Origin of the sequence: Treponema sp. OMZ 906, from assembly GCF_024181185.1 — a bacterium.
Lineage (GTDB): Bacteria > Spirochaetota > Spirochaetia > Treponematales > Treponemataceae > Treponema.
Map to the genome: position 1 here is coordinate 256,568 of NZ_CP051196.1, position 15,792 is coordinate 272,359.

The following is a 15,792-nucleotide window of genomic DNA, read 5'->3' on the forward strand; positions in this document are numbered from 1 at the left end:
AGGTGAAGATGATGAAAAGAATAAAAGAAGCCTTGGCAGGGATAGTGAAGAAAGCAGTATTTACGGTCTACCTTTTTACCGTGATAGCGCCCGGCGGTGTGTACGGACAAGGGCGGAGAGAAGGGGCGCGCGGCGTGAAGAGAGAAGCGAGTACGGTTGTGGCGCAAAAGGTTATCGGGAAAGAAGGAGGAGTGTTAGAGGCGGAAGGAGTACGCTTTAGTATCCCCGAAGGAGCGGTAGAAGAGGAAACAAAGATAACGATCAGCCGGCTGTATGAAGTAGCAGAGGGAGGAGAAGTCAAGAACGTCACGGCGGGCTTTGGCGGATGGCGGTTTTTACCTAAGGGGATGAAATTTAAGAAAGCGTGTGAGCTTTCGCTTGAGTACGATAAGCGGATAGAAGGGGAAGACGCGCAGGGGATTTATACATACTACTATGATGAGAAAGAGAAGCGGTGGGTTGCGTTAGAGCGGAAGGGAGTAGATGAGGAAGGGAAGCGGATTGAATCGTATACGGATCACTTTACGGATATGATTAACGGGACGTTGAGCTTACCGGAGAGCCCAGAGCCTGTGCGGGTGAATTTAAACAGCATCAAGGAATTAAAAGCGGCAGATGCGGCAGGGGGGATAGAGGGAATAGAAGGACTGAAAGGAGGAAGTGAAGGAAGCGCGGCATTTGGGATAAAGCTTAAAACGCCTGATGGAGTGAAAGGGATGGGACCTGAGCTGTCGGTGAGCTATTCGAGCGGGAGCGGCTGGGGGCTTATAGGGAAGGGATGGAGTTTAGGAGGAATAGAAAGCGTCAGCATCGACACGAGGTTCGGGTTACCTGAGTATAACGGGAAGGACACGTACATAGTGGAAGGGAGCCGCGTGAAGTACGAAGGGGGCGTGTGGAGAAAGGAGAAGGAGCAGAAATACGAGCGGATAGAGAATGCATGGGTAGAAAGAAGAGGGGGAGCGGAAGAGAACTATTTTAAGATAACAGAGAAAGACGGACGGGTAAAGATATACGGGAAAGAAAGGTGGAGCGGCAAAGGAGCAGGTGCAAAATATATTTATTATTTGGATAGGGAGAGCGACAGCTTCGGAAACGAGGTACAGTATGTGTACAAGAAGGAAACCGGAGCAGAGGGTGAAGAGGTACTTCTTGAACAGGTTATCTACGGGAAAGAGAGAGATCGAAAGGTAACGATAGCGTATGAAGGAAGAGGAGATACGCGGATAGACGGACGGGGAAAGTATGTGCGGAAAGAGAGTAAGCGGATAGCGAGCATAGAGATGAGCGTCGGCGGGCGGGTTGTGAGGAAGTACGGCTTTAAATATAGAGAAGATAAGGAAGTAGGAAATGAGGCGGGTGAAAATGAGATGGGAGAGAGCCTTCTTAAAAAGATAGAAGTGAAAGGGGAAGGAGAAGCGGAAGGGTATGCGTACAGGTTTGAGTATGAGCAGGCGGAGAAGGATAAGAGCGGGAAACTTTGTGTCTTCGGAGAGACGGAAGGATGGGAGCGAAGCGGAAGCATTGCGGAAAGCGTGCACATTAGCGGAGGGGGAAGCGGCAGCGGAGGAGCGGGAGTAAACTTTATAGACAGCGTGTCGATATCCGGCGGGATAACGGCGTCAGCGGGAAGCGGAAGGGGGCACAGTAAGCGGAATTTTGTGGATGTAACTGGAGACGGGATAGCGGATATTGTGGAGTGGAAGAAAGGGGAAATAAGGATATATGAAGGGAAAAAGCAGAGCGACGGAAAGATAGGATATGAGAAGGCTGAGTACTTTGATGGGAAGGCATTAAAGGGGCTTTATTTAAGTGAGAATGAGGATTGGAACTGGAGCGTCGGAGGAAAGTTAGACATCAGCGGGGCCGGAGTCGGAGCGGGGATGGGGTTAACGAAGCAGTGGAGCCGCGGGGAGAGTAGAAGCGAATTTACGGATGTGAACCGGGACGGGTATGTGGATTTTGTGTCGAACGGAAGATACTACGAAAACGATAGGGGAAGAGGATTTAAAGGAGGAGTGGGTTTACAGGGAGCGGAGAAAGCGGCGATCGGGGTCAGTGAAGCGGAGAAGAAAGAAGCGGAAAAGGGGCATTACTTTCAGGAAGGAGTGCAAGCGTGGCGGAGTGAGGTCAGCGGGGAGATAGAGATAGGAGTAGAGATACAAGAGAAAGGGAAGGGACAGTTAAGCGTGTGGAAGGGCACGAATAAAGAAGGGGTGAGGATAGGAGAGTGCACGGAGAAGAAGCGGTATGTATTTACGGAAGCGATTAGGAGAGGCGAGTATATCTATTTTGCGACTGAGACGGATGATAAAGCGGAGATAGGGGAGAGCATCAAGGCTGGGATACGGATACGGTACCTGAAGTACAAGCGAGATGAATTACTGGGAGCACATATAGCGTATCAGCTGCCGGGGAGGCTGAATGAGGAGCCTGATAGAGAATTAGCCTCGCTTTACACGGAAGAGGAGAGTGAGGCAGATGAAGATGGGAATCGGGATAGGTATTGGCAGCTAAAAAATGATTATCGAAGAGAGCTGAGTGAGCAAGCGATAGAGAAGATACTGGAAAAAGGATATTACGGGTATATCGGAAGTGAGATAGCGAAGGAAACGTTTGAGAAGGTATACGGCAAGATTGGAAGCGAGAATGCACAAGAAGCATTAAAGAGAAGGGTACAGTACGATGCGGGGTTTGAAGAATATATTTACGTCGGGGATGGGAGTGGGAGTACACTGTACAGCGATATTATCGGACGGATGAGTGAAGCCAAACAAAAAGAAGCGGCAGGATATAACAACGCCGAGGGAAAAAAGCGGTACCCGCTGTATTATGCAGACGGGAAAGCATACTATCGCGATAGGCTGCCCTTGCAAACGAACAGCGAGCGGGAAAAAGGAGGGCGCGGCTACGAGAATGAAAAGGGAGTAGAAGTAGGGCTCATCAACGGAAAAACGTACCGGCTGGGTAAGGAGAACGGAGCGCTTATTCTGTATGAGCAGGGAAGGATAAAAGAAGGAGCGGTTGTAACAAAAAAGGGGAACGACGTAAAGGCGGTCGTGGATGGGCGGAATAAAACAGGGTATGAGTTTTCGATTGTACTTACGGGACGGACGCTGGGGAAGGTTATCAGTGAGCAAGAATATGAGAAAGGGATGGGCGAAAGCATTGAGCGCGGCATCGAATACCGCATCAGCCGGGTAGAAGGCTTGAGTGAAGCTGCGTATGAGAAGATAAAGGATAAAACAGTTATCAAAAACGCCCAAACGGTTGCCATCGGAACGCTGTATGAGAAAGCGGGGCATGAGTGGCGGCTAAAGGAAAATGAAGACACCCTCGTTATACAAGGAATTGCAGAGGCGTTAAAAGAAGCGCGAAGCGGGATTAAAGTTATTATCGAGCAGAGAGAAGAAGGAGAAGCGCGGATACGAGAGGTTGGGGTATTCACTGAAGAAGAGAAAGAAGCGATTGGAAGGGAGTATTTTGAAAAGATAGTAAATACCGGAGATGTGTATCAAATAAAGAGCGGGATAGGCGGAGAAGGGTTACAGCAACTGGAAAAGAAGCTGAAGCGGTATGAAAGTGAAGCGTATGAGTTTCCGTACTTTACGCATGATGAGGTAAAAAAAGAATATCGGACGACGGATGAGCACCTTGAGAAAGCAGAGGTGAAGAAGTTTTTAGCGTATGTAGAAAGCTACTATTACGAGAACGTGGGAGTGGTAGTGGAGTACCCGCGTGAGAGCCTTTATGAGGTGCAAGGCGGACAGATAGAAGTGGTGAAGATACAAGGGGGGAAGGTTGTCACGACATGGGAAAGGATACAAGAGTACCAAGGGAATGAGAACTATTGGATAGGACAGTATGAAGGGAAAGAAGGGATAGCCGGGTTCGGCCGGTATGAGCAGATGTACGGCGGGGCAAACCGGTGGTACTACGGACTTTATTCGAGGTGGGGGCAGCAGCGCTTCAGTGTGGAAGCCCTGTTTGCACCGAATGAATATGAGGATGAGTATGGAGGAAAAAATGAGAAGGAAGGAGCAAAAAAAGTTGATAAGGAACGGCAGAAATTAAAAAATCAAAGTGAGGCAGGCGCGCCGAGCGGGGAAGAAGCGAAAGATAAAGTAAGGGAGGAGATACAAAAGCGTAGGCTCGGCGGATATAGCGCGGTACAGCGGTATGGCACGTATGCGGAAGAAAACCTTAAACAGGAATCGCCTCCGGAAACGCCGAAGCAGGATGAGGGAAGCGGATTTTTCTTTAAAGAGAAAAGCCTTATCGGAGCGATTGCGAATACGAGTGAAAACGGCTTTGACGCAGACGGCGAGATGGCAAGTGTCATGCATTACTATGCGGCGTATATTGATGATGAGGTATTGCACTCAAGCCGGATCACCGGCGGGGCGTACGGGAAGCTGCCGTGGGTGAAAGGAGGCAAAGGCTTTGTGCTTTCTGCGAATGAAAGTAAAAGTTATGACTTCAATGTCGGCTCACATGCGGCAAGCGTCAATACGAGCGTAGGGGTTAACACGGGAGAAAGTAAGCAGATACAAGGTTATCAGGACATAGACGGGGATGGGTACCCTGACATAGTAAAAACAGAATCAGGCGGTCTTAACATTCAATACGGTAGCGGAGAAGGAGTCTTTAACAGGAAGAAGCATATAGCAGGCGGAGGATTAGCGGTCAACGGGAACGAATCGACGGTGCACGGAGGAGGGCTCGGGCTTGCGGGAGTGGCACAGGCGATACGAAGCGCGGCCGGAAGCATAAAGAGCATGTCGGTAGCACCTGCAGGATCGAGTCCTGGGGGAATGAGCCCGAGTGTGGGGGTAAATTTTTCAGACGGCAGACAGTATCAGAGAAGCGGGTTAGTAGACATCAACGGAGACGGCTTACCCGATTACCAACAGGCAGGCGTGGCGAAGCTGAATATCGGAGATGGGTTTACAGCGGCAGGAGCGTGGCGGGGAGAGAATATTTCAAGCGGAAGCGTTAAAAGCGGAGGCGGGAACTTCGGCTTAGGGTTGAATATCGGCGCCTCGCTTGTTTACGGGGGAGGAAACATCGGCGTTAATGTGAACATCAGTCAGACGGCCACGGAAACCCTTATAACCGACATCAACGGAGACGGGCTGCCCGACCTTTTGCGCGTACAAGAGGACGGCAGCTATGCTGTCAAATTGAATCGCGGAGCAGGATTCGACGGAAAAGAAAAGACAATTGAAGTACGGAATCTTGAAGGGGCGGAGTATAAAGATTATTACAATGGGGCGCTGAGCCGACTGGTAGGGACATCAGAACGTATCCAAGTGCCGTACCGACCGGGTGGCATGAATAAAAGTTTTGGAACAGCGGAAATAGAAAAGTTGTTACAGATACCGAAAGCACTGGAGTTTAACACGAGCCGGAGCGTGGGAGTGTCCGGAAGTCTTTCAGGACAGGTGGGGTTTCCGGTATGGGCAGGGATTAATATCATTTGTAACTTTTCAGGTGGAGCGAGCGGAACCTATAGCGAAAGTGAGGTGAGCTTACGCCTCTTTGACGTAGACGGAGACGGCCTCGCCGACCGAGTGTTCAACATCGGAGGGGCGAATAAGCTGTATGTACAGCGGAACAAGTTAGGGAAAGTAGGACTATTAAAAACGATACACCTACCGACCGGTGGCAGCTATGAGATAGAGTACCAAAGAGTAGGGAACACGCGGGAATTACCGCAGAGTAAGTATGTGTTAAGCAGCGTCACGATGAACTCCGGGCTGCAGAGTAAGAGCGGCAACGTACAAAGCTATAAAACGAAATACACGTACAAAGACGGATACTATGACCGTGTGGCAAAAGAGTTCTACGGGTTTAAGACGGTACGCGCGGTAACGGGGACGGGCAAGGTAACCGAGACCGAGTACTACATCGATGCCTATTACCGCAAAGGGATGGTCAAAAAAGAGACGGTAAGCCATAACGGTGCCGTTTATTCGATAAAAGAGTATGAAACGGATGTCGCTCCTCATGCACGGATAAAGAAAGAATGGAACACCATACGGGAAGGATACCGGTCGATACAAACGGAAAGCGCATACAAATACGACCGGTACGGCAATGTTACGAGCTTAGAAGACAAGGGAGATGTTACCAATCCCAACGATGACATCGTTGCTCGCATACGGTATTGGGACAGCGGCGATGAGCGGCGCTACTTTAAAGCGCACCCTGAGCGCATCGAAGTGCTGGACGGCAAGAGCGGACGGCTGTTGCGGAAGCGCGAGGGACGCTACGACAGCCAAACCGGCGCGATAACGGAAGTAAAGCAGTACACCTCAAGCGGCACAAACTTAACCTACACGATAGACTGGGATGAAAGCGGAAACATCAAGACCCTGATAAGCCCCACCGGAAAGAAGGTACGCTACCGGTATCAAGACGGGATATACCCGGTTGCGATAACGGAAGAAGGAAGTAAAGGCGGAGCGCCGTATGAAAGTACGCTTTTGTGGGACAGCGCCTTAGGAGTAAAGCTTGCAGAAACCGACAGCGCGGGTAACACCATGAAGTACCGGTATGACGGCTTCGGGCGAGTTATTGAAGTGCGAAGTCCCTATGATGATCCTGCAGGTACTCCCTACGCAAAGTACGAATACCATACCCCGGAATCTTCTTTCTGGTACACGGTAACGGAGAATAAGCTGACTACCAAAGCAACGGACAAAGCCGTGATGAAAACCGTCGTCATGCACGACGGCTTAGGCCGCGCCCTCTACACGGCGAAAGAAGGGGAAGTGTACCGAGAAGGAACCGCCGGAGAAACGAATGTCGGCTGGAATATATCAGGGGCAACACACTACGATGAGGCGGGAAGAAAGATAAAAGAAGGAATGCCCTTCTTCTACGCAGGCGATTTACCGGCTGAGCTCGCAAATAAAGATACGTATGAGAAAGTCGAGCAGTTCTATGAAACGAACGACTTTACAGCGCTGCGAAATGAAACCGCCTACACCTACGACGGTATTGACCGAGTTATTAACACATTATTGCCGGACGGAAGCGAACAGAAAAACGAGTACGCAATAGAAAACAGCCTACAGGTAACAACCGCAACCGACCCGCTTGAGAATAAGAGCGTTACGAAAAAAGACGCGCGCGGAAACATCACGGAAGTGGAACGAAGAGACAAGGCAGATAACATCCTCACCAAAGGCCGCTACGAATACTCAGTCCTCGGAGAGATGCTTCGGGCATACGACGCCAATGAAAACATTGTCTCGGTAACATACGACCTGCTCGGCCGAAGAGTAGCCCTAGAAAGTAAAGACACCGGCCGTAAGGAGTGGCGGTACGACCGTAAAGGCCTTCTTGAAGCGGAGACGGATTCTGTGCTGCGTGCAAAGATGAGCGAGATACAGTACCACTACGACGGCTTTGACCGTATTGTAAAGATAGACTACCCGTTTAGCGAAGATGTTGAATACACCTACGGAGTGCCCGGCCAAGTTGGTGCAGGCGAGATAGTCCATAAAAAAGATGAGAGCGGAGAGATACGCTACAAGTACGGGAAGTTAAGGGAAGTCGTAGAAGAGACACGAACGATTAAGCGCTATGAGGTACTCAGTAAGCCGGAAACGGCGACCTTCACCTATTGCTCGGACTACTTAGGCCGTATGCAGACCATGCGCTACCCTGATGGGGAGACCATTACCTACACCTACGACAAAGGCGGACAGCTCAAGGGGGTGAGCGGCGTAAAGAACACGGTAAAAGGAACTGAAACCTACAGTTACATCGACACGATTGTCTATGATGAGCACGGGCAAAGAGTCTACATCAAATACGGCAATGGAGTTGAGACCAAATATCGCTACGACGATAAACGCCGGTGGTTAAAAGACATTGAGACGAGAAATAAACAAACCGATGAAATCTTCCAAAAGATACGCTATAGCTTTGATAAAGTCGGCAATGTCTTAGGTTACAGTAACGACGCAAGTGTGTACGAGACAAGCCAGAGTTACACCTACGACAACCTCTACCAGCTTATCGGAGTAGAGGGCACGAGTAACCAGTACAAGGCGATAAAGAGCTTTGGAAGTACGCCGGTACATATTGCAAAGTACAAACAAGACTTTGCCTTTGACGGCATCGGGAATATGACACGTAAGATGAGCACCACGAACCTCCCCGGCGCCCGCGGCAACGCCTACCCGAAAGCAGAGCTTGACTACAGTCTTGATTACGAATACGACCCGGCCTACGCCCATAGGCTCGTACACGGAGGAAACCGCTACTACCGCTATGATGCAAACGGCAACATTACGGCAGAAAAAGACGGGCCGTTTACCGAGGACGATGAGTTTATCTTTACATACAACTACGACCCCGACACCGACGTCTACGGCACCGACTACGGCTTCGGCCTTGACGCGCCGAAGGAGACGGAAGAGACGCATCCTGAGAACCTATTCGCGTACCGCCGTAACTACACGTGGAACGAAAAGAACCTCCTCACTAAATCGAGCGACCGCAGCTACACCGTACACTACCGCTACGGTGAGGATGGCCAGCGCGCCTTAAAGTACACAGAAGAAGGGAGAAGCGAAACCTTATACTTTAATAACTTCTACACAATACACATCCCCGTGCAGGACAAGAATAACCCGCAAGGCTTGAGAGTGCATAAGCACATCTTTGTCGGTAACAGCCGTTTAGTTACCGCGATGACGCATACCGATAACAACGGAGACAATGCCGAGCAACGCGAGAAGCGGTACTATTATCATTCAGACCACTTAGGAAGTGCACAGTTTGTAACCGACTGGAGAGGCAGGCAGTATGAGCACATCGAGTACACGCCATACGGAGAGCTGTGGATTGAAGAGGTAGCCGCAGGATTGGACAAGTTACCGTTCCGGTTTACCGGCAAAGAGATGGATGAAGAAACCGGGCTGTACTATTACGGCGCACGCTACCTTGACCCGAAGTATAGCCGGTGGATTAGTACAGATCCTGCTCTTTCAGAATATATGGCAGGTTCCTCCGTAGGCGCAGGGGGAATATATAATACGGTCAACTTTAATGTATATCACTATGGTAATAATAATCCGATCAAGTATACGGATCCTACAGGAATGTGGATAGATAATGGAGATGGAACATATACTGCAGAAAAGGGTGATACCCTTTGGGATAAATACGGAGCTGATTGGAAGGAGAAGTCAGGATTTACAAGAGATCCACGGACTTTACAAGTCGGTGAAACTGTAGGAGAGAAAAATATTCCTACATATAGCGATGCATCAGCAGAAATGAAACAACAAATTCCACAGGGTAATGCTCAAGACTCAAATCAGAATGTAGTTGCTTCAAAAAAATCTAATGATGTAGCTTTCTCTTATGGTTTTGGAGGAAAATTAGCTTTGGTTCTTGGGTTAGGAGCGGAGAGTGGCTTTATCGGTGATACATCAGGAAATTTGTATTGGTATCTTTCAGGATCTGTTGGTTGTGGAATACAGACACCATCAACAACAAAAACAGATTTATCAACATTACAGTATTTAAAAAGCGCTAAAGGTTTCTCAGGAGGGGTTTCTTTAGATCCAACACAGGTTGGAAAATCATCTTCGCTTACAGCGGATATATGTTTGGGTGTTACTGGAACCTATGATTTAAATAATCAAAAATCTTCGGGTTTGCCGAATTCATGGGGGTTTGGAAGTGTTGGTGGTGGTGTTTGGAAAACAGGAACTATCGTGGTGCCGATTTATAAAAAAGAGAGATGATAAATATGTTTAATTTTTGTAAGCAAAATATAATCTATATAGCTATTTTGTTAATTGTTTTAGAATTAGTTTCTTGTATTATTAATCCGATTGGTTTTGAATGTCTTTTTGGATTTTTAATATCCTTAATTTTTGCTAGTTTAACCTTTTTTTTAAATTGTATAGTTTTTAAGAAAGGTTATATAAGCGATAAGGATATATTAGTTTTATTAGGGATCGGGACGATAGGTATTGTTTTTTGTGTAATAAGTTTTATAAAAAAGGATAGCAGTTATACATTTTTATCATTATTAGCCAATGTTGTATTTATTACGGAATTTATTCTTATAAAGATTTTTGATATAAAACTTTATTCATGAAATTTGGCAAGAAACAAGATTGAAATATGTGATGAGTATTACAAAAGATCTTTTAAGCTCGGTACGCTTTCTTCCCAACAGAACGAGTTACGGCCGTATGTGAGGAGCAAACAGAAACAGGGATGGGTATGGGTATCGGTAACCCCCGGACAGCGATTGAAGCGGAAATCCTTTTTGCCGCGCGTATAATGCAAGTGCGGTTTTTGAAGCGATTAAGCGGAAAAACACCGCGGGAACAAAACAGCAGCGGCAAAAAGATTGGAGCGGAAAGCGCGGTGCTGCATTTTGTTTTCTTTGAAGTAATAGTAAACAAAATGCAGCAGTCCGCCAAAGAAAGCTGCTTATTAGAAAGAAACACTATGCCGGAGGTTTTTCCGCTTACGGCAATCCTTGCCGGAAGCGGAAAAACGAAGCCTTTTGAAAAGAGACATGTCGGATGCGAGGAGCGAGGAAAAATTAACCGCAGGCGTATCTATGATACGTTGAGGATTAATTTTTTTGAAGCGACGAAGCAGACGGCGTGTATATTTTCAAAAGGGAATGGAATAGACAGGGTAATCAACACTCTATTACCGGACGGAAGCGAGCAGAAAAATGAGTACGAAATAGAAGACGGTTTACAAGTAACGATAGCAACCGACCCGTTAGAGAATAAGAGCGTTACAAAGAAAGACGCGCGCGGAAACATCACGGAAGTAGAGAGAAGGGACAAGGCAAACAACATCCTCACCAAAGGCCGCTATGAATACTCGGTATTGGGTGAAATGCTTCGCGCATACGACGCCAATGAAAACATTGTGTCAGTAACGTATGACCTACTCGGACGGCGTATAGCCCTAGAAAGTAAAGACACCGGAAGAAAAGAATGGCGCTATGATAGCAAAGGGCTTCTTGAAGCGGAATCGGACTCACTGCTGCGCAGTAAACTCAGTGAGATACAGTACGTCTACGACGGCTTTGACCGGCTCGTAAAGATAGACTACCCGTTCAGCGAAGACGTTACATACGAATACGGAGCACCAGGCCAAGCAGGAGCAGGAGAGATAATCCACAAAAAAGATGAAGCAGGAGAAATACGCTACGAGTACGGTAAGTTAAGCGAGGTAATAAAAGAGACACGGACAATTAAGCGCTATGAAGCGTTAAGCGAACCTGAAACGGCAACCTTTACCTACCGCTGTGACTACTTAGGCCGTATGCAGACCATGCGCTACCCTGATGGGGAGACCATAACCTACACCTACGATAAAGGCGGACAGCTCAAGGGGGTGAGCGGCGTAAAGAACACGATAAAAGGAACGGAAACCTACAGTTACATCGACACGATTGTCTATGACGAACACGGGCAAAGAGTCTACATCAAGTACGGCAATGGAGTTGAGACCCGCTACCGCTATGACGACAAGCGGCGATGGTTAAAAGACATTGAAACAAAGAATAGACAGACCGATGAGGTATTCCAAAAGATAAGCTACCGCTTTGACAAGGTCGGGAACGTCTTAGGCTACAGTAATGATGCGAGCGTGTATGAAACGAGCCAGAGCTACACCTACGACAGTTTATACCAACTTATCGGAGTAGAGGGAACAAGCAACCAGTACAAGGCGATAAAGAGCTTTGGAAGTACGCCGGTACATGTTGCAAAGTACAAACAAGACTTCGCCTTTGACGGCATCGGAAACATGACACGAAAGGCCAGCACCACGAACCTCCCCGGCGCCCGCGGTAACGCCTACCCGAAAGCAGAGCTTGACTACAGTCTTGATTACGAATACGACAACACGTATGCACACCGGCTTGTGCACGCAGGAAACCGCTACTACCGCTATGATGTAAACGGCAACATTACGGCAGAAAAAGACGGGCCATTTACCGAGGACGATGAGTTTATTTTTACATACAACTACGACCCCGACACCGACGTCTACGGCACCGACTACGGCTTCGGCCTTGACGCCCCGAAAGAGACGGAAGAGACGCATCCTGAGAACCTATTTGCGTACCGGCGTAACTACACGTGGAACGAAAAGAATCTATTAACAAAATCGAGCGACCGCAGCTACACCGTGCACTACCGCTACGGTGAGGACGGACAAAGAGCGCTCAAGTATACGGAAGAGGGACGAAGTGAAACGCTCTACTTCAATAACTTCTACACGATACATATCCCCGTGCAGGATAAGAATAACCCGCAAGGCTTGCGAGTGCATAAGCACATCTTTGTGGGCAATAGCCGTTTAGTTACCGCGATGACGCATACCGATAACAATGGCGATAACGCCGAGCAGCGGGAGAAGCGGTATTACTACCACTTAGACCACTTAGGAAGCGCGCAATTCGTGACGGACTGGAGAGGCAGGCAATACGAGCACATCGAGTACACGCCATACGGAGAGCTCTGGATTGAAGAGGTTGCCGCTGGTTTAGACAAGCTGCCGTTCAGGTTTACCGGCAAGGAGATGGACGAAGAAACCGGCTTGTACTACTACGGGGCGCGCTACCTTGACCCGAAGTATAGCCGGTGGTTGAGTGGAGACCCGGCACTGAGCGATTACATACCCAAAGCTCCGATAGACGACGAGGCGAAGAAGCATAACGAGAACTTACCCGGCATGGGCGGGGTGTTTAATGTGGTGAACCTACACCTGTACCACTACGCAGGGAATAATCCGGTGAAGTATGAAGATCCGGATGGGGAACACATTGAAGTTTTTGATAATAATGATGGAACATATACTATTTGTGGCGGTACTATAAACAATGATTTGAGTATATATTTAACCGTAGATGGACAGCGGACAGGCAGTGTTCTTGGTGTCATGTTTACAGACCATTCATTTTTTCACAATGATACAGTTGTTGCCGGTGCTATGATAGATATGAATGATACGTCTGGGCAAGCTTTTCTTGATGATTTTAAAATAAACACACCAAGTTTAATTACTTATATTCCAAATGGGCTAAATGGCAAGAAATATGATTTTAAAGATATAGGAAATAATGGTAGGGAGGGAAATGATTTAGATACCTATTATCATCGAGGCATGCAACTTGGTACTACTCAAGGTGGAAATAGAATATTCGGTTCTGCACGTGATGTGGGTAACTATGCCGCAGGTTATGCAGCTGGTAAAAATGGTCTTTGGTGGAGCTTTGCAAGATTGGGCTTTGACATTTTCCAATCAATAACTTCTAAGAAATTTGTTCAAGAAGGGCAGGAATCGCAAGCAGCGCAAATCAAAGGATTTATTGATGGCCGTGCTTATTGGGAACAGATGATGAAAAAGTGTGCGGAGGATCACTAATGAAAACAAAAGTAATACGAGTTTTTGCGATTATTGCTTTGATACTGCTATTCCCTGCATCATGTATTTTTTATGTTTTTCAATATAAGATGTATTATACTATCGGAAATACTACTTTAACATTTTGGAGCACAGTGTATGCTTGCTATATTATGCCGTATGAATATAAAGAATTGTCATTGCCTACGCATGACTATATCATAGTGCCAACGACAATAAGAGATATTAGCATATTTGTAGCTGAAGATATTATATATGTAATTTCACATAATTCAGATCCGGCTCAAAATAGAGTCTTTTTTAGTTCTGATGAAAGTAAATATAAGATTTTTCCGGTACCTCCTGATGGATCCGATGATGATAGAGCTGCTGTTTTTGCATATTGTAAAAAACAGGGATATCCGCATATTCACTTGTATTTGGATCCAATAGTGATTTATGATGGTGATAGAATCGGTTCAGATTTTAATTTTGGTATCTGGTTGTTACAAATGCCGGTATGTTTTTTTGAGATGATGATATCTAGCCTATTATCTATATTACCGCTAAAACAGGGATAATATTGAGTATTGATAAGCGAGGTAATTATCCAATTGTTAAATCATTTGTCGAGTGATGGGATGGGATATTTTGAAAAGATATATGGGTAGATATATAAAGCGCCTTTACTATTGGAGTAATTGATGAATGTTATAATATTTTACGTTGTTCCGTTCTATATAGTTGAAGGTTTTTTATTAATAGCTTTTTTCCTTTTTTTTCGTTTAAGATATACTTGTACTATATTGTGTTTTCTTTATGAGAATAAGTATATTACGTTGGAATATTTTAATAAATTAAAAAACTATATTGAAGGTTTTGGCGTAATGCCTTTGAGAAAAAAGAATAATGATGTGATAGCGGCAATAGATGAGTTATGGAAGATATTTAGAAAATCATACCTTGCGAAAAAAAATAAAAAAATCTATATGCTCCAAATGCTCTATAAAATTTTTTATACAATGTTGGTTGTACAGATATCTATCTGTATAGTATTTGTCATTATGATTATAGTATTTGTCATTATGATTATAGTATTTATATTATATAGTGTTGTTAACACGTATGCTTAAAAATAACATTAAGTAATCCGCTAATTAAAGAAGATGGATAAAAGGCTAATATGATTCAAGGGTAAGCCCTCTCTTCTTATAGAACAAGTTACGGCTGTATATGAGGGGTAAACAAAAATGAATACCCACATCCATATACATTATATCTACAGAGTATTTCAGTAAGAGTTAGTGGCAGGATTGACAATGAATAATCTTAATAACTTGAGTTGGAATAGACCAAGAACTGAACAAGAAAAAACTATGGAGTTTTTAATAGCTAATGATAATTGGGATGTTCAACATTGTATTCAGAATGCATCGAAAGATATTTGGGAGAATTTAGTGTATGTATTATCTAAGAAAGAAAATATGATTAAAGAACAGGCATTGCAGGGATTGTTGTTTTTATTTAAAGATTTATCATGGCCCGGAGCTGGTATGGCCTTTGATATTATTAAGCAGATACCAAAAGATAAGGTGTTAATAGATTTAGAAATAGCATTATCCGATGCATTCGAAGAAAACGACGGAATATGGGCTGCTAATTTAAAGCAAGTTATCTCATATTTTAAATTCACAAAAAATGATTTTAAAAAGATTAATTTATCGAAAGTTTTACAAATATCTGAGTGGTAATATTGTTTTGTTGACAGCAAAACATGATACTGTTTAGAACTACCGCTATCCATGGCGGTAGTGAAGTGGAAAAATATTTTTTAAGGTGAAAACAATATTTTGTTTTTATTCACAGCGTAACTATCCTCTCCCCCGGACAGCGATTGAAGCAGAAATCCTTTTTGCCGCGCATATAATGCAGGTGCGGTTTTTGAAGCGATTAAGCGGAAAAACACCGCCTGAACAAAGCAGCAGCGGCAAAAAGATTGGAGCGGAAAGCGCGGTGCTGCATTTTGTTTTCTTTGTGATAATAATAAACAAAATGCAGCAGTCCGCCAAAGAAAACTGCTTATTAAAAAGAAACACTATGCCGGAGGTTTTTCCGCTTACGGCAGGGATTGCCGGAAGCGGAAAAACGGTGCCTTTTGAAAAGAGGCGGAGCAGATACAAGGAGACAGCCGAAAATAAAGCGGAGGCGTATCGGGTATACGTCGAGCATTTATTTTCGGCGTGCGACGCCGTAGATGCCCGCATATTTTCAAAAGGTGGCGAAGCAGGAGTAATAGCAGTAATCTCAGCGAAGGACAAATTTCCGAGCGAGTGCGTGTGGATAGAGTACGAAGCGGTACGGTAGGCTGAACAGAAGGGA

Annotated in this window: 5 protein-coding genes; all 5 read left to right on the forward strand. The window is 45.8% G+C overall.

The features are described from left to right. The first annotated feature begins 8 nt into the window (after nucleotides 1-8). The 5 genes from E4N69_RS01010 (at nucleotide 9) to E4N69_RS01030 (ending at nucleotide 15,777) form a co-directional block, all read left to right on the forward strand. A complete protein-coding gene (locus tag E4N69_RS01010) occupies nucleotides 9-9,770 on the forward strand; it encodes a toxin TcdB middle/N-terminal domain-containing protein (RefSeq protein ID WP_253824202.1) in 9,762 nt (3,253 codons plus the stop codon). Nucleotides 9,771-10,257: 487 nt separating this feature from the next. After that, nucleotides 10,258-13,434 carry an RHS repeat domain-containing protein gene (locus E4N69_RS01015; protein WP_253824203.1) on the forward strand — a complete coding sequence of 1,059 codons (3,177 nt, stop codon included), beginning with the start codon at nucleotides 10,258-10,260 and terminating at the stop codon, nucleotides 13,432-13,434. Beyond that, a complete protein-coding gene (locus E4N69_RS01020; RefSeq protein ID WP_253824204.1) occupies nucleotides 13,434-13,994 on the forward strand; it encodes a hypothetical protein in 561 nt (186 codons plus the stop codon). Before E4N69_RS01015 ends, E4N69_RS01020 begins: the two co-directional genes overlap by 1 nt. 738 nt (nucleotides 13,995-14,732) lie before the next feature. Beyond that, a complete protein-coding gene (locus E4N69_RS01025) occupies nucleotides 14,733-15,164 on the forward strand; it encodes a hypothetical protein (protein ID WP_253824205.1) in 432 nt (143 codons plus the stop codon). An 85-nt stretch (nucleotides 15,165-15,249) separates the two neighbouring features. Next, entirely contained in the window at nucleotides 15,250-15,777 is a 528-nt protein-coding gene (locus tag E4N69_RS01030; protein WP_253824206.1) for a hypothetical protein, read from the forward strand. The last annotated feature ends 15 nt before the right edge of the window (nucleotides 15,778-15,792 follow it).